The sequence below is a fragment of the Pseudomonas frederiksbergensis genome (assembly GCF_017114915.1).
In the GTDB taxonomy this organism is placed as follows: domain Bacteria; phylum Pseudomonadota; class Gammaproteobacteria; order Pseudomonadales; family Pseudomonadaceae; genus Aquipseudomonas; species Aquipseudomonas frederiksbergensis_I.
In genome coordinates this window covers 29,367-43,133 of record NZ_JAAUOE010000041.1, presented here as the reverse complement: position 1 = coordinate 43,133, position 13,767 = coordinate 29,367, and the positions used below count along the sequence as shown (strand labels likewise).

Sequence of the window (13,767 nt, the reverse complement as noted above, 5' to 3'; positions counted from 1 at the left end):
TAGCTGGTCATGAGTCGTCGTGCGTCCTTCCCGCATTATGTATGGCTTGAACAGGCAAAATCCGAAGGGTCGAACCGATCGGTCGTGTCCATCCGAATACTTCGCAGACCCACTGTTTCCAGGTGTGACGAGTATAGAGGCTCCGAAAAATAGCTGATCAGGATGGAGCGACGGCGTGCGCCGATTGAGTTCAGACTGGCCGCATGCACTAAATCGGCATCAAACACCAGGATGTCACCCGCGGAGCCTGAAAGCTGCACAGACCGGGACTCGTCATTGAAGTCCAATGGCGGCGCTTCCGGATCAGGGCGATGGCTGCCGGGGACGATACGTGTCGCGCCATTCTCGGGGCCATAATCGTCGAAATAGGCCAGGGCGTTCACAATGTCGCCTGGCCGTTGGGCCGACAAGTCGCGGTGCAGCTGCTGATGACCGCCACCTGCAAGGGGCTCGCGACCCTCCACCTGCGAGAGGAAGAACCGTTCTCCGATCAGTTCACCAACCACCGCCAGCACCGCCGGCAGACGACACACAGCCTGAACCTTTGAATCCGCGTCCAACAGCGAATGGCGCCAATCCATGCCACGCGGCACTGGCCATTGGTCCGCCAGCTTCACGCCCGCATCGAACACGGCACGAAGGTCAGCCAGCCACTCGTCCGGGATCGCTCGACGGAGCAGCGCAAAGCCATCTCGATGGAGTTGATCGCGGTCAGTCATAGATTCCTCAATTCCCTTACCACCAACGCGTCTTGCTGAACCGCCCGGAGCCCTTAAGCGTAGCTTTTGCGAGTTCAGTAAGCGGAGCGAACGGGGTTGAGTACCGTAATGAGAGCCGGTCAGGTACGGGCACTTGGAAGTCTAGTGTTCAAGCTGACCCAAAGTGCACCTAACCGGTTTCTGAAGCGATCCAGGTCAAAAAATTATGGAGCTGAGTCGTAAACTCTTTTGGCTTAGCGTTCGAGTTCCTTGCCTGGGACAAGAAAAAAGAGATCTGCATTCTCATACACGGGTAATGCTGAACAAACAGCTCGACATGCTCTTCCAGTGTTTGCGGCCACATCTGGTCCTTTTCAGAGCGAAGTACTTGAGTTGACCGGATGAGTTTGCGTGAGGCTTCGCGTTGCAAGCGTAGCGATTGCGTCGGTGTGGCAGCCTGATCGATAAGATCGGCATACCGGGTCAGTACGGATTCAAAATCACCATTCACAGCAATGGCGATATCACGCGACGGCTTGAACCGGTCGAAGCGCTTGGTCAGATCATTCCCCCATAAGCAACGACAGTGATGCTTGAGCCAATACCCCCAGCTCAATCGATTGTCAGCCGCCAATACTTGAGAACGACTCCCGATGTCGAAATCGATCTTGATGACTTCGGTATGCCGACTTTCCAGTGTGCGCCTTTTCGACTCCAGCATTTCCAGATCCTGCGACGCAGGAGGGCTGTGTAGAACAAGGGTTAGGTCCAGGTCAGAAACCCCTGGCACGGCGTCGCCTCTAGCGACGCTGCCATAAAGATAAATCCCGTCCAGCAGAGGTTCCGACCGAGCGAGCGTCATGCAAACGTCCACCAGTAAATCCTGAAACTGTGGCTGCACCTCGACGTTGGGCACGGTGAGGATATAACCGTCTGCATCAATGCCACGAGGATGGAATCGTTCCATGAAGCCGTCCGTGAGTTGTGTTCAGAGAGGCACTTTAACAGAGCCAATAGTTGCTACTTCTGGCCTGGGCGCCTAGATTCATCGCACGTCCTTTGCTGCATCCGAGTCATAAACCGGGCTCGACCCAACGTGTCAGCTACACAAACGGCTGGCCAGTAAACCCACGCGGCAGTCGTTGCAATCCGGGCATTTCGATCAGCCGTTGGGTCCACTCTACGCGCCAATCATTGGCGGCGTGGGTGGCTTTGGCCTTGCGTGCGGCCCGACGTGCGGCATTGCGTTCGGCTTTGCGCGCTTCCTTGAACGCATCGGTGTTGCGGCAGCTTCTGCATTTCACGCGGTTCAGGATGCTGCTGGAGGTCAGGTTGTTGCCTTTGTGCCCGCAGGCCAGGTGCCCGCCGACTTTGAAGTGAGTGACCATGGGACATCTCCTTCGTGGGGTGTAATCGTTCGACACCCGGCGGATGTGGGCGTTCGTTCGCGGTACAGCGGGCAAAAAAATGGCCCGCATGCGGGCGGGCCAGGGGATTTCTTCAAAGGAGCAAGTCAACTGTAGGCGGTGAGTTGTGAAGGCTGTGTGAAATGGGCGAGGGAGCGCACAAAAAATGGCAAACGGGGGCCGGGTTGGGGTGTCGCGCATGTCTGGCAGGCAGGCACATACCTGGTGACGATGATGTCACCGTTCAGCTGTCCTGAAGCGGGCGCTGTCCCTGGCTCGAGTACCTGGGGCGACTCATCTGAACCGAGGCAGCGGCGGTTCGACAGGTTTGAGTGCAGACAGCGCGCTACGAATCTGCGGCGTGTCTTTCTCGATGTCGTTCAGACGATCACGAATCCTGAGCGCCGTTGGATGGCCCCCTCCTTGATGATCGACCCAGTCGGCGATCTCCTTGCACGCAGCGGCAAGGCGCGCCTGACGGGAATCAAGCAAGGTGAGCAGGGTGGCGATAGACTCTTTCTCGGACATGACAATCACCTCCGTTCAAGGAAATCGGCTAAAGGGCAACAAAAAGCCCGCGGGGAGCGAGCTTTCTGCCGATGGGTCGCTGGTCCTTCAGCTCCTTAAAGTATAGACCCGGAAAATGAAAGGGGCCGGCTTCAAGCCAACCCGTGCGACACCGGCGAACTGGCCGCGTTAAGCCTGCGACATTCGCGCTTGGCGTCCTCTTCAAGATCGAAGCCGTCACCGATGAAGCCGCGAGTGCGGGTATCGGCAATGCGAAACCAGACAGCAGCGTCGGGTGGCGGGTGATCGGCTTCTCCGGCCCGGCGGCCGTGAATGATGATCTTGTTGCAGCGTTTCACAACGAAAATGTCTTCCATGGCGACCACCGAAGCTATTCGTATTCAGATCAAGCATAGAAGCCCGTTGCGATCATGCAAAAAACTGGCGGGGCAGTTCGTCGGTTCAGTACATCCTTGAACACGTCTCGGCGATGGATTCAGGCCAGCACCGCCACGGCTTTGATCTGCGCCCAGAGTTGCTGGCCGGGATGCACGCCCAATTGATCCCGGGAGTAGCGGGTGATTCGCGCCAGCAGCGGTGTGCCGGCCGCGTTCAGGCGGATCAGTACATGGGCAGCGTTGTCGGCGCCGATCTCACTGATCACCGTGACCGGCAGACGATTGAGAATGCTGCTTTGTTCGGCGCCTTGCAGGCTCAGGCTGACATCCCTCGCCTGGACCTTGCAGCGCAGTACCTGGCCCTCGGCCATCGGTGCATGGGCGACCCGAATACTCAGTTCTGTGTCGGGGAGTTGCAAGGTCAGCAATTGGTAGTCGGCATCATAGGCGCTGACGTGTCCTTCGATCACCACGCCGGCGTCGTCGCCCAGCGCCAGTGGCAGATCGAGCCGGGCCAGGGTTTCGCCGATGGCGCCGCTGGCCAACGCTTTGCCGTTGCTAAGCAGGACGAGGTGATCGGCGAGCCGCGCGACTTCATCCTGGGAGTGGCTGACGTACAGCACGGGAATGTCCAGCTCATCGTGCAATCGTTGCAGGTACGGCAGGATTTCATTTTTACGCTGGGTATCGAGCGCCGCCAGCGGTTCGTCCATCAGCAATAATTTGGGGCTGGTAAGCAGGGCGCGAGCGATGCCTATTCGCTGGCGTTCGCCGCCGGAAAGATTTTGCGAATCACGATCGAGCAAATGGCCTATCCCCAACAACTCCGTGGCATGGCTCATGTCGACCCGACGCTGTTGACGAGGGATGCGTTTGAGGCCGAACTCAAGATTGGCCCGCACCGACAGATGGGGAAACAGGCTGGCCTCCTGGAAAACATAACCCAGGGCGCGTTGATGCGGCGGGACGAAAATCCGCTTGTCACTGTCTTGCCAAACCTCATCGTTGACCTGAATAAAACCCTGCCCGGCCCGCTCCAGACCGGCGATGCAGCGCAGGCAGGTGGTTTTGCCCGAGCCGGAATGACCGTAAAGCGCCGTCACTCCGCGGCCGGGCAGTTGCAGGTCGACATCCAGGGCGAATCCCGAATAACTCAGTTTCAAACGCGTTTGAATCATCGATCAACTCCAACCCGCTTTGGTTTTACGGCCGGAGTAGAGCGCCAGCAACACTGCAAAAGAGAACACCAGCATCGCCCCGGCCAGCCAATGAGCCTGGGCGTACTCCATCGCTTCGACGTGATCGTATATCTGCACCGAGACCACGCGGGTCTTGTCGGGAATGTTGCCGCCGATCATCAGCACCACGCCGAACTCGCCGACGGTATGGGCGAAACCGAGAATGGCCGCGGTGATGAAGCCGGGACGGGCCAGCGGCACAATGACGCTGAAGAACGTGTCCCAGGGATTGGCGCGCAAGGTGGCGGCCACTTCCAGTGGGCGAGTGCCGATGGCGGAAAATGCATTCTGCAGCGGTTGGACCACGAACGGCATCGAGTACAGCACCGAGCCGATCACCAGCCCCGCAAAACTGAAGGTGAGGGTGCCCAGGCCCAGCGATTGGGTGAAGTGGCCGATCCACCCGTTAGGGCCGAGGGCCAGCAACAAGTAAAAGCCGATCACCGTGGGTGGCAGCACCAGGGGCAGGGCGACGATCGCGCCGACCGGGCCACGCAACCAGGACTGGGTGCGTGACAGCCACAACGCAATCGGGGTGCCGATAACCAGCAGGATGACGGTCGTCAAGGACGCCAGTTTCAGGGTCAGCCAGATGGCGGAAAAATCGGCACTCGATAGCGTCATTTAGAGTTGGTAACCGTAGGATTTGATAACGGCGGCAGCTTTCGGCCCCTTGAGATAGTCAACCAATGCCTGGGCGGCCGGATTGTCCTTGCCCTTGTTGAGGATCACCGCGTCTTGTTTGATCGGATCATGCAGGTTGGCCGGAACGATCCACGCCGAACCGCTGGTGACTTTGCCGTCTTTGTAGACCTGCGACAAGGCTACAAAACCGAGTTCGGCGTTGCCGGTGGACACGAATTGGTAGGCCTGGGTGATGTTCTGGCCTTCAACGATCTTGGCTTTGACCTTGTCGGTCAGCCCCTGTTTGGCCAGCACCTGAGTGGCCGCCAAGCCATACGGCGCGGCTTTCGGGTTGGCGATGGACAGATGCTGATACTGGTTGTCGCTCAGCACCTTGCCCTTGGCGTCGACATAACCATCCTTGGCCGACCATAGCGTGAGGGTGCCGATGGCGTAGGTGAAGCGCGAACCCTTGACGGTGTCGCCTTCGGCCTCGAGTTTCTGTGGGGTGGTGTCGTCCGCCGAGAGGAACACTTCGAACGGCGCGCCGTTCTTGATCTGGGTATAGAACTGGCCGGTGGCGCCATAAGCGGCCACCAGTTTATGCCCGGTGTCTTTTTCGAAACCGACCGCGATGGCCTGGATCGGCGCGGTGAAGTTGGCGGCAACGGCGACCTGCACTTCATCCGCTTGGGCGGACCCGAAAGCGAACACGGTGAACAGGCACGCGGGGGCAAAACGTGAGGCACGAATGATCATGAAACGGCTCCGTGGCAGGCGAGTGAAACGCTATATATCGGAATATATAGCGAAATGCCTGTAAACGGAACTTGCTGGATGCAGAGCGCAAGGTACCGGACTGTGGCCCGATCCTACCGGCGGATCAATTTGGCCAATCCTTCCTCAGCCAAACGCCGGGTCAGCTCTGCCGTGCTCATTTCAACCCCCAATGTAAACGCCTGCCCGGCCCAAAGGTTGCTGAAATCCGCTTCTGCCTTGGCCCGCAGCGGCATCAGCGCACCACCCGCCAAGGGGAAGGCTGGGGCTTTGGCGCTCATCGGCCCCAGTTCGCGCATCGCCCGATTGAGAATCCCGCGCGCCGGGCGCCCGGTGAAAATATTGGTGACCGCCGTTTCACTTTCCTTGGCCGTGCGCAACGCCTTGTGGTGAGCAGCGCTGACCTTGGCCTGCGGCGTAAACAAATAAGCTGTCCCCACCTGCACCGCCGAAGCGCCCAATAGGAAAGCTGCCGCGACGCCCCGGGCATCGCCAATCCCGCCTGCCGCAATCACCGGTACTTTCACCGCGTCGACGATCTGTGGCACCAGCGCGAAAGTACCCACCTGGCTGCTCAAGTCATCGCTGAGAAACATTCCCCGGTGACCGCCAGCCTCGTAACCCATCGCAATGATCGCATCGCAGCCATGCTGTTCCAGCCAGATCGCTTCATCGACCGTCGTCGCCGAGGAGAGAACTTTCGCCCCGGTGGCTTTAACTCGATCCAGCAGAGACTTTTCCGGCAAGCCGAAGTGAAAACTCACCACTGCGGGACGAAACGCTTCGATCACTTCGCAGGCCGCATGATCGAAGGGCGCACGATTGGACACCGGCGTCGGTGCGTCGAAATCCACAGCCAATTCCCGATAGTAGGGTTCCAACAGATTTTTCCAGTCCTGGACGCGTTGCTCATCGGGCAGTGGCGGTTGATGGCAGAAGAAATTGACGTTGAACGGGCGCTGGGTGTGTTGGCGAATGGTTTTGAGCTCCTCGCGCAATTGCTCGATGCTCAGCATGGCGGCGGGCATCGAACCCAGGCCACCGGCATTGCTTGCCGCAATCACCATGGCCGACGTCGTAGCGCCAGCCATCGGGGCCTGGATGATCGGCAGATCGATCCCGAGCAGGTCAAGCATGCGGGTGTCTGGCCATTGGCTCATGTGCAGTGTTCTCCGACGTCGAAACAGGGCAGGGAGGGTAGCAGCGAGTTTGTATCAGTAATGGTTGGCGCAAGGCCAGTCGAGATTCGGCGATTGGCTTAAAGTCGGGTATGGCGATGTGTTTTCATGTGTTATTTCAACCGCACGACAACAGAGCGATTCCACCGGGAGGCAGTGATGTTCAAAGGCATTTTGATCGACAAGGACGACAGCGGTTACCGGGCCACACTGCAAGAGATCGCTGACGATCAATTGCCTGAAGGCGATGTGACGGTGCGCGTGGCGTACAGCACGCTGAACTTCAAGGATGGCCTGGCGATCACTGGCAACAGCCCGGTAGTGCGCAAATTCCCGATGGTGCCGGGGATCGATCTGGCAGGCACTGTCGAAGTCAGCAGTCATCCGGACTACAAGGTGGGTGACCAGGTCCTGCTCAATGGCTGGGGCGTGGGTGAAGGACATTGGGGCGGCTTGGCGCAGAAAGCTCGCCTGAATGGCGACTGGCTGATCCCGTTACCCAAAGCGTTCACCGCCGCGCAAGCGATGGCCATCGGCACGGCCGGCTATACGGCGATGCTGAGCATCCTGGCGCTGGAACACAACGGCGTGAATCCCGATCAGGGCGAAGTGCTGGTGACGGGGGCCAACGGTGGTGTCGGCAGCTTCGCCATCGCGCTGCTGAGCAAACTCGGCTATCGCGTGGTGGCCTCCACCGGCCGCACCTCGGAGCACGACTACCTCAAGCAACTGGGCGCCGGTGAAATCATCGACCGCACCACGTTGTCCGAGCCGGGCAAACCGTTGGCCAAGGAGCGTTGGGCGGCGGTAATCGACTCGGTCGGCAGCCACACATTGGCCAACGCTTGCGCGAGCACCCGGGCCAACGGCACCGTCGCTGCCTGCGGTCTGGCCCAAGGCATGGACTTTCCGGCCTCTGTTGCACCCTTCATTTTGCGCGGCGTGACCTTGGCCGGCATCAACAGCGTGACCCAGCCCAAAGCCAGGCGGATTCTGGCTTGGGATCGTCTGGCCAAGGATCTGGATTTTGCCTTGCTGCCGCTGATCAGCCACGAAATCGGCTTGGGCGAAGCCATCGACGCCGCGCCGCGCTTGCTCGCCGGCCAGTTGCGTGGCCGCGTGATAGTGGATGTCAATCGCTGACTAGCGGCTCTCGCGTTCCAGCAACTGACGCTTGCGTTCCACACCCCAGCGATAGCCCGACAGGTTGCCATCGCTGCGCACCACGCGATGGCAAGGGATCGCCACCGCCAGGCTGTTCGCGCCGCAGGCCTGGGCCACGGCGCGCATGGCTTTCGGTGCACCGATGCGCTGAGCGATATCGGCATAACTGGCGGTGCTGCCGGCGGGAATCTCCCGCAGGGCTTGCCACACGCGTTCCTGAAACGCCGTGCCGCGTACATCCAGCGGCAAGTCCAGGCCAAGGGCCGGGGCTTCGATAAAACCCACCACTTTGGCGATCAACTGTTCGAACTCGTGGTCGGCACCGATCAGGTTGGCGCGGCGAAACTTGTCCTGCAGGTCACAGACCAATTGATGCGGGTCGTCCCCCAGCAGAATCGCACAGACACCGCGTTTACTTTGCGCCACCAGAATCGCCCCGAGGGAGCACTGGCCGACGGCAAAACGAATGTCGTTGTTCTGCCCGGCCGCGCGGTAGTCGCCGGGCTTCATGCCCAGCAGTTGATCCGCCGCCTCATAGAAACGGCTGTTGGAGTTGAATCCGGCGTCATACAACGCGTCGGTGACCGTGCCGCCATCCGCCAGGCGCTCGCGAACTTTGCGTGAGCGATGGGCGGTGGCGTAACCCTTGGGCGTCAGGCCGGTGATGGCCTTGAACACTCGATGGAAGTGGAAACTGCTCAGGCCGGCCGCGTCCGCCAGCTCGTTCAGCGCCGGCAACGTTTCGGCGGACTCGATTTGACGGCATGCAGCAGCCACGGTGGTGGCGTGCTGTACGGCGACGTCGTCCTTTGCCGCTCGTTTGCTGGGGCGATAACCCGCCGCCTGAGCTTGCTCGGCCGTGTCGAAAAACTCGACATTCTGCGGTTTCGGCAAGCGTGCCAGGCTGCTGGGACGGCAGTAGATACCGGTGGTTTTCACGGCATACACAAACTGCCCGTCGGCACGGGGATCGCGTGCGACCACGGCGGCCCAGCGCGGATCGTTTTCGGTGGCAATTTTGGTTGAATGAGTTGTCATGGCTTCATGTCCGTTGACCCGTTTCATGCAGATTAACCAGTCGGCACAGACGCTACACTCCGGGTCTTGCGGTCGAATTCGACTGATTCATCCCGCAGTACGAAAGGTGAAGTTGATCCGTTGTTCGCCCAACCGCGGATGTTGGCCGTCCTTGATTGGCAATACGCCGTGATAACGCAAACGGTCCACGCCGCCCCAGACCACGATATCACCGTGAAACAGCGGCACCCGCTGGCTTTTGGCACTGCGTTCGAAGCCTCCGAACAGGAACGTCGCCGGCAACCCCAAGGACACCGACACGATGGGGGCTGCGTAGGAGTTTTCGTTTTTGTCCTGATGCAATGACATCCTGGCCCCGGGAATATAGCGGTTGATCAGGCAGGAATCCGGTACGAAATCCATAAACCCTGCCTCTTGCGCCGCCGCTTGGGCCAGTTCGAAAAACACCTCGGGCATTTCAGGCCAGGGCGCGCCGGTCTGCGGGTCGTTGCGGGTGTATTGATAGCCGCTGCGGTCGGTGGTCCAGCCCCAGGTGCCGCAACTGCTCAGAGCCACCGACATGGTAAAGCCGCCGGGCGTGACCATCTGCCGAAACGGTGCCGCTGTCAGAACCGCCTCCAGTGCCGGCAGCAACCGCTCGAGCCAGGGTAGGGCGAAGCCCCTGAGCACGCAGGATTGTTCGCCGATCTGCTCGCGACTGGGCTGCTGCTCGGGTTCGGTGTCGGCAAACAGATCGAAGGTGATCGGGCTCATGGGGTCATAACGCATCGTGAAAGATGATTCCAAGGGTATGCCGTTTTCCACTGTGCAGGCGACTGACGCCATGACGCAGGGTCACTCGGTAATAGCCGCGAACGCCTTTTACCGGGCGCTGATTCACGGCAAAAATCAGCGCGTCACCTTTCTTCAGATCGATGACTTGGGGGCGCGACTGCATCCGTGGGCGTTGTTCAGTCAGCACAAATTCACCGCCGGTGAAATCTTCCCCCGGTTCTGACAGCAGAATCGCCACTTGCAGCGGGAAGACGTGTTCGCCGTACAGATCCTGATGCAAGCAGTTGTAGTCCTGCGGGCCATATTGCAGCAACAAAGGTGTCGGGCGTTCCTGACCGGCGGCATGACAGCGTTGCAGAAACGCTTGATGCGATTCGGGGAAACGGGTCGGCAGGCCCATGCATTCGTACCAGCGATTGGCGATGGGAACCAGCCGAGGGTAGAGTGCGCTGCGCAATCGGGCCACCAAATCCGGCAGCGGATACTTGAAGTACTTGTATTCGCCCCGGCCGAAACCGTGGCGAGCCATCACCACTTTCGAGCGAAAGGGCTCGGGCCGGTCGTACAGGACACTTATTTCATCGCAGGTCTTATGGCTTAAAAATGACCTGATGACCGCGCAGCCATCCTGATCGAGTGGCTGCTCCAGCATGGCCCAGTCGAGGGTGTCGTTATGAATCGGATCGGTAAACAAGGTTTCTGACTCCTTGACCAAAAGGTCGAGGCGGCCAGCTTAGTGAGCGTTGCGTGAGTGGGCACTCCGGCGCTTGCGGTCGAACTCGAAGGGGAGCAGACGTCCATGTTGCCGCTCCGCAGGGCGTTAAAGCGCTTTGCTGACGCTGATCTCGCTGATGACGTCTTCAGTCTGGCCATGAATGACGTCCAGTGCAGCCTTGGCCTCTTCTGTGGTGCCGTTTTCAAGCTGGGCGAATTCGAAACGGCGCTCGCCGTTGAGTTTGTACTTGATGACGTATTTGGTCGTCTGGGCCACGGTCATTCCTGCCTGTATTCGGGTGGGCTCAGCTCAGTTTCGAACTGGAGCGGCGGATAATCTTGATTGAATGCGTCAGGGTAGGCTTGCGGGTCACGCTGATCGCCCGGCGGTTGACCGTGTCGATGGTGATGTTCCAAAAACCGGTGCTCGGCGCGGTGATGCGGGCCGGGAAGGTGTCGAATGCACCGCCGTGGTAGGTGTGACGGCCGCCGTTCTTGAAGCTGCGGAAGTTGGCGTCGTTCATCAAGCGGATGTTGCACATTTGGGAGCACTGGATGACGACGATGTCGTCTTCGTTGAGGTGCTCGCGCTGGTGGATAAATTTCATGAGGCGCCTCCAGAAGGGCTTTTTCTACAAAATCAAAACGATAGCATGGGCGATTGGCGCAGTTTATCAGCCCGAACAGGTTATTATCTGGCTGCCTGGGTCCGCTTTGACAATTAAAAACAGTTATTCGGAATTCTATGAGCGATAAAAGCAGTGAGCCGCGGAGAAAAACAGCCGTTGTGCTGTCGGAGGGTCTTTATCGGAGGTTTCGTATGAAGTGGGGTGTTCTGGTCGTGCCGTTGGCATTGGCAGTGGGTGGATGTGCGACAGTCTCGGACATCAATGAGTCGCTGCCTACCATGAGCGTGATTTCAGGCAAGAAACCCCATGAGTACGCCCAGTGTCTGGTCAAAAAATTGGCCGATAGCCGTGGAGCCCTGCAAGTCGAGCCGCAAAAGGAAGGCGTGCGGGTCATCGTGCCGCAGAAGTTCTCCTCGGGGCCGGCAGCGGTGTTTGACATTGAAGACCGCTCCGGCGGCAGCAGCATCAAGCTGCATGAACGCATCTCCAACGTACCTTTACGCCCATGGGATGTTCGTAATGCCGCTACCGCGTGCATATCAGGCTGATAGACTACGTTCTATCAGCATCGATGCCGTCAAAGTCGCACTTTGACGGCATTGTCATTTCTGGAGTCGAGCATGAAGCGAGAACAGGTGCGGGAGCGCCATGCAGAGGGGCATATCTGTGCCACCCACGTGATTCAGAACCCGGCGAATCCGGGGGAGTGGATCGTATTTTTCAAGAAAAGCGCCGGGCGCAGTTTTTTCCTGGTCGATGACAACGATGAAGTCGAATCCTTCAGTCGCCTCGACGATTTGATCGAGACGGTGCGCGGGCTCGGGATCAAATTCGCCGAAATTCACATCTAGCTACTTGCAGACCACCACCACGCTGCGGCTTTTGTAGTTGCCGATGTCGGCGCCCAGGGTTTTGTCGCTTTCCTTGGTCAACGGTGTGCCGTCGGTACCGACAATCCGATAGCCGGTGCCGGCGCAAGAAGCATCGGCTTTTTCGTAGCAACTGGCCCAGTCGTTGGCATTCCCGGAACAATCGATGGTCAGGCCTTGCTCGCCATTTTTCAGGTAAGTCGTTTCCGACGTGGCGCAGCCGCTCAGGGCCAGTACTGCAATCAGTGGCAAAAGTTTTTTCATGTCGTGGTCGTCGTCAGTGATGGGGGCTAACTTCATTGCAGGCAATCACAAAAAAGCCCTGCAGAAAGGCAGGGCTGCGGTCATGTCAGGTTCAGCTCAAGGCTTGTCCTTGCCACGCCGCTTGGGGGCTGCAGGTTGATCCTGCAACACCGATGCCACTTCAATCGCAAGCGCTTCTGTCGGGAACGGCCCGGCAATGTTCTCGCCGCCGACACTGTCTATCCACCACTGCCCGTCTTTTGCCTGATTGATCAGGTACCCGTTGATGCTTTTTGCTGCCGACATCTATCTGCCTCGTTGGCTGGTCCAAGCGGGCAATGATAGCGCCAAATGCCCTCAACCGGTGCCAATGGGTGTAGGGTGGCGCAGATTGTCTTGGTTGATGACCGTGCAGATCGGTCGATCTCTGCTATCTATAAGAGGTTGTGCTGCTTATCTGCGGAACTATCCATCAGAATATTTCTCTATGATGGCGTCGGTTAGCCAGTGCGGGGCATTGTAAGGTGCACGCCGCCTGATTAGACTGCGCCGAACTCGTACACACAGCCCTTTCAAGGACTTATATGATCAAGAAATGCTTGTTCCCAGCAGCCGGTTACGGTACTCGCTTCCTGCCAGCGACTAAAGCCATGCCCAAAGAAATGCTGCCGGTGGTAAACAAGCCACTGATCCAGTACGGCGTCGAAGAAGCTCTGGACGCCGGGTTGAACGAAATCTCCATCGTTACCGGTCGCGGCAAGCGTGCCCTGGAAGACCATTTCGACATCAGCTATGAGCTGGAAAACCAGATCAAGGGCACCGACAAGGAAAAATACCTGGTCGGCATCCGTAAACTGCTCGACGAGTGCTCGTTCTCCTACACTCGCCAGACCGAAATGAAAGGCCTGGGCCACGCCATTCTGACCGGCCGTCCGCTGATCGGCGACGAACCTTTCGCCGTGGTACTGGCGGACGACTTGTGCGTCAACCTCGAAGGCGACGGCGTACTGACCCAGATGGTCAAGCTGTACAAGCAGTTCCGCTGCTCGATCGTGGCCATCCAGGAAGTCGACCCTCAAGAAACCAACAAGTACGGCGTAATTGCCGGCGAGATGATTCGCGACGATATCTATCGCGTTCACAGCATGGTCGAGAAGCCAAAGCCTGAAGATGCACCGTCGAACCTGGCGATCATCGGCCGTTACATCCTGACCCCGGACATCTTCGACCTGATCGAACAGACCGAGCCAGGCAAGGGCGGCGAAATCCAGATCACCGACGCCCTGATGAAACAGGCGCAAAACGGCTGCGTCATGGCCTACAAGTTCAAAGGCAAGCGTTTCGACTGCGGTGGCGCCGAAGGCTACATCGACGCGACCAACTTCTGCTTCGAGAACTTCTACAAGACGGGCAAGGCTTACTGATAGCGTTTGACCTGCTTGTACTGACAAAGCCACCTTCGGGTGGCTTTTTCATTTTTCGGCCCCATATCGTTTGCGATGCTTGCCCA

Annotated in this window: 20 protein-coding genes; 4 read left to right on the top strand and 16 right to left on the bottom strand. The window is 58.7% G+C overall.

The window, feature by feature from the left end; genetic code table 11:
- Positions 1-35: 35 nt before the first annotated feature.
- The 9 genes from HCU66_RS22875 to HCU66_RS22835 form a co-directional block, all read right to left on the bottom strand.
- Complete coding sequence (locus HCU66_RS22875; protein ID WP_205890698.1) at positions 36-719, bottom strand: phytanoyl-CoA dioxygenase family protein; 684 nt, start codon at positions 717-719, stop codon at positions 36-38.
- A 169-nt stretch (positions 720-888) separates the two neighbouring features.
- Positions 889-1,665: a nucleotidyltransferase domain-containing protein gene (locus tag HCU66_RS22870; RefSeq protein WP_205890697.1), complete on the bottom strand. Its 777-nt coding sequence runs from the start codon at positions 1,663-1,665 to the stop codon at positions 889-891.
- 136 nt (positions 1,666-1,801) lie between these two features.
- On the bottom strand, positions 1,802-2,086 hold the full coding sequence (locus HCU66_RS22865; protein ID WP_205890696.1) for a hypothetical protein: 285 nt from the start codon (positions 2,084-2,086) through the stop codon (positions 1,802-1,804).
- A 312-nt stretch (positions 2,087-2,398) separates the two neighbouring features.
- A complete protein-coding gene (locus tag HCU66_RS22860) occupies positions 2,399-2,632 on the bottom strand; it encodes a hypothetical protein (protein ID WP_205890695.1) in 234 nt (77 codons plus the stop codon).
- Between the two features lie 131 nt (positions 2,633-2,763).
- On the bottom strand, positions 2,764-2,988 hold the full coding sequence (locus HCU66_RS22855; RefSeq protein ID WP_205890694.1) for a hypothetical protein: 225 nt from the start codon (positions 2,986-2,988) through the stop codon (positions 2,764-2,766).
- 119 nt (positions 2,989-3,107) lie between these two features.
- Positions 3,108-4,187 (bottom strand): molybdenum ABC transporter ATP-binding protein, encoded by a 1,080-nt coding sequence (gene modC, locus HCU66_RS22850; RefSeq protein ID WP_205890693.1) that lies wholly within the window; start codon positions 4,185-4,187, stop codon positions 3,108-3,110.
- A 3-nt stretch (positions 4,188-4,190) separates the two neighbouring features.
- Complete coding sequence (modB, locus tag HCU66_RS22845) at positions 4,191-4,871, bottom strand: molybdate ABC transporter permease subunit (protein ID WP_205890692.1); 681 nt, start codon at positions 4,869-4,871, stop codon at positions 4,191-4,193.
- The gene (gene modA, locus HCU66_RS22840) at positions 4,872-5,630 is read right to left on the bottom strand and encodes a molybdate ABC transporter substrate-binding protein (RefSeq protein WP_205890691.1); all 759 of its coding nucleotides are present in this window, start codon (positions 5,628-5,630) and stop codon (positions 4,872-4,874) included.
- Positions 5,631-5,743: 113 nt separating this feature from the next.
- Entirely contained in the window at positions 5,744-6,808 is a 1,065-nt protein-coding gene (locus HCU66_RS22835) for an NAD(P)H-dependent flavin oxidoreductase (protein WP_205890690.1), read from the bottom strand.
- Between the two features lie 177 nt (positions 6,809-6,985).
- Between HCU66_RS22835 and acuI the strand changes: the two genes are divergently transcribed.
- Positions 6,986-7,969, top strand: coding sequence for an acrylyl-CoA reductase (NADPH) (gene acuI, locus HCU66_RS22830; RefSeq protein ID WP_205890689.1), 984 nt, complete (start codon positions 6,986-6,988; stop codon positions 7,967-7,969).
- Here the strand turns inward: acuI and ada are convergent, their stop codons facing one another.
- The 5 genes from ada to HCU66_RS22805 all read right to left on the bottom strand — a co-directional run bounded on the left by ada (position 7,970) and on the right by HCU66_RS22805 (position 11,124).
- On the bottom strand, positions 7,970-9,028 hold the full coding sequence (ada, locus tag HCU66_RS22825) for a bifunctional DNA-binding transcriptional regulator/O6-methylguanine-DNA methyltransferase Ada (protein WP_205890688.1): 1,059 nt from the start codon (positions 9,026-9,028) through the stop codon (positions 7,970-7,972).
- Between the two features lie 87 nt (positions 9,029-9,115).
- A complete protein-coding gene (gene alkB / locus HCU66_RS22820; protein ID WP_205890687.1) occupies positions 9,116-9,796 on the bottom strand; it encodes a DNA oxidative demethylase AlkB in 681 nt (226 codons plus the stop codon).
- Positions 9,786-10,454: a 2OG-Fe(II) oxygenase gene (locus HCU66_RS22815; protein WP_205890701.1), complete on the bottom strand. Its 669-nt coding sequence runs from the start codon at positions 10,452-10,454 to the stop codon at positions 9,786-9,788. The genes alkB and HCU66_RS22815 overlap by 11 nt, the downstream gene beginning before the upstream one ends.
- 168 nt (positions 10,455-10,622) lie before the next feature.
- Positions 10,623-10,793 (bottom strand): hypothetical protein, encoded by a 171-nt coding sequence (locus tag HCU66_RS22810; RefSeq protein ID WP_205890702.1) that lies wholly within the window; start codon positions 10,791-10,793, stop codon positions 10,623-10,625.
- 28 nt (positions 10,794-10,821) lie between these two features.
- Positions 10,822-11,124, bottom strand: coding sequence for a DUF1883 domain-containing protein (locus tag HCU66_RS22805; RefSeq protein WP_057400164.1), 303 nt, complete (start codon positions 11,122-11,124; stop codon positions 10,822-10,824).
- Between the two features lie 212 nt (positions 11,125-11,336).
- Here HCU66_RS22805 and HCU66_RS22800 point away from each other — a divergent pair, with 212 nt between their 5' ends.
- A complete protein-coding gene (locus HCU66_RS22800) occupies positions 11,337-11,693 on the top strand; it encodes a hypothetical protein (RefSeq protein WP_205890686.1) in 357 nt (118 codons plus the stop codon).
- 72 nt (positions 11,694-11,765) lie between these two features.
- Complete coding sequence (locus HCU66_RS22795) at positions 11,766-11,996, top strand: hypothetical protein (RefSeq protein ID WP_205890685.1); 231 nt, start codon at positions 11,766-11,768, stop codon at positions 11,994-11,996.
- Here HCU66_RS22795 and HCU66_RS22790 read toward each other — a convergent pair whose 3' ends face one another.
- Positions 11,997-12,278 (bottom strand): hypothetical protein, encoded by a 282-nt coding sequence (locus HCU66_RS22790; RefSeq protein WP_205890684.1) that lies wholly within the window; start codon positions 12,276-12,278, stop codon positions 11,997-11,999.
- A 96-nt stretch (positions 12,279-12,374) separates the two neighbouring features.
- Complete coding sequence (locus HCU66_RS22785; RefSeq protein ID WP_205890683.1) at positions 12,375-12,563, bottom strand: hypothetical protein; 189 nt, start codon at positions 12,561-12,563, stop codon at positions 12,375-12,377.
- Between the two features lie 278 nt (positions 12,564-12,841).
- On the opposite strand from HCU66_RS22785, the gene galU reads away from it, so the two are divergent.
- Complete coding sequence (gene galU, locus HCU66_RS22780; RefSeq protein ID WP_011061681.1) at positions 12,842-13,681, top strand: UTP--glucose-1-phosphate uridylyltransferase GalU; 840 nt, start codon at positions 12,842-12,844, stop codon at positions 13,679-13,681.
- Positions 13,682-13,767 lie beyond the last annotated feature (86 nt).

Coding starts and splice junctions, on each gene's coding strand:
- HCU66_RS22875 (WP_205890698.1), bottom strand. CDS start 719: ATGACTGACCGCGATCAACTCCATCGAGATGGCTTTGCGCTGCTCCGT.
- HCU66_RS22870 (WP_205890697.1), bottom strand. CDS start 1,665: ATGGAACGATTCCATCCTCGTGGCATTGATGCAGACGGTTATATCCTC.
- HCU66_RS22865 (WP_205890696.1), bottom strand. CDS start 2,086: ATGGTCACTCACTTCAAAGTCGGCGGGCACCTGGCCTGCGGGCACAAA.
- HCU66_RS22860 (WP_205890695.1), bottom strand. CDS start 2,632: ATGTCCGAGAAAGAGTCTATCGCCACCCTGCTCACCTTGCTTGATTCC.
- HCU66_RS22855 (WP_205890694.1), bottom strand. CDS start 2,988: ATGGAAGACATTTTCGTTGTGAAACGCTGCAACAAGATCATCATTCAC.
- modC (WP_205890693.1), bottom strand. CDS start 4,187: ATGATTCAAACGCGTTTGAAACTGAGTTATTCGGGATTCGCCCTGGAT.
- modB (WP_205890692.1), bottom strand. CDS start 4,871: ATGACGCTATCGAGTGCCGATTTTTCCGCCATCTGGCTGACCCTGAAA.
- modA (WP_205890691.1), bottom strand. CDS start 5,630: ATGATCATTCGTGCCTCACGTTTTGCCCCCGCGTGCCTGTTCACCGTG.
- HCU66_RS22835 (WP_205890690.1), bottom strand. CDS start 6,808: ATGAGCCAATGGCCAGACACCCGCATGCTTGACCTGCTCGGGATCGAT.
- acuI (WP_205890689.1), top strand. CDS start 6,986: ATGTTCAAAGGCATTTTGATCGACAAGGACGACAGCGGTTACCGGGCC.
- ada (WP_205890688.1), bottom strand. CDS start 9,028: ATGACAACTCATTCAACCAAAATTGCCACCGAAAACGATCCGCGCTGG.
- alkB (WP_205890687.1), bottom strand. CDS start 9,796: ATGCGTTATGACCCCATGAGCCCGATCACCTTCGATCTGTTTGCCGAC.
- HCU66_RS22815 (WP_205890701.1), bottom strand. CDS start 10,454: ATGCTGGAGCAGCCACTCGATCAGGATGGCTGCGCGGTCATCAGGTCA.
- HCU66_RS22805 (WP_057400164.1), bottom strand. CDS start 11,124: ATGAAATTTATCCACCAGCGCGAGCACCTCAACGAAGACGACATCGTC.
- HCU66_RS22800 (WP_205890686.1), top strand. CDS start 11,337: ATGAAGTGGGGTGTTCTGGTCGTGCCGTTGGCATTGGCAGTGGGTGGA.
- HCU66_RS22795 (WP_205890685.1), top strand. CDS start 11,766: ATGAAGCGAGAACAGGTGCGGGAGCGCCATGCAGAGGGGCATATCTGT.
- HCU66_RS22790 (WP_205890684.1), bottom strand. CDS start 12,278: ATGAAAAAACTTTTGCCACTGATTGCAGTACTGGCCCTGAGCGGCTGC.
- HCU66_RS22785 (WP_205890683.1), bottom strand. CDS start 12,563: ATGTCGGCAGCAAAAAGCATCAACGGGTACCTGATCAATCAGGCAAAA.
- galU (WP_011061681.1), top strand. CDS start 12,842: ATGATCAAGAAATGCTTGTTCCCAGCAGCCGGTTACGGTACTCGCTTC.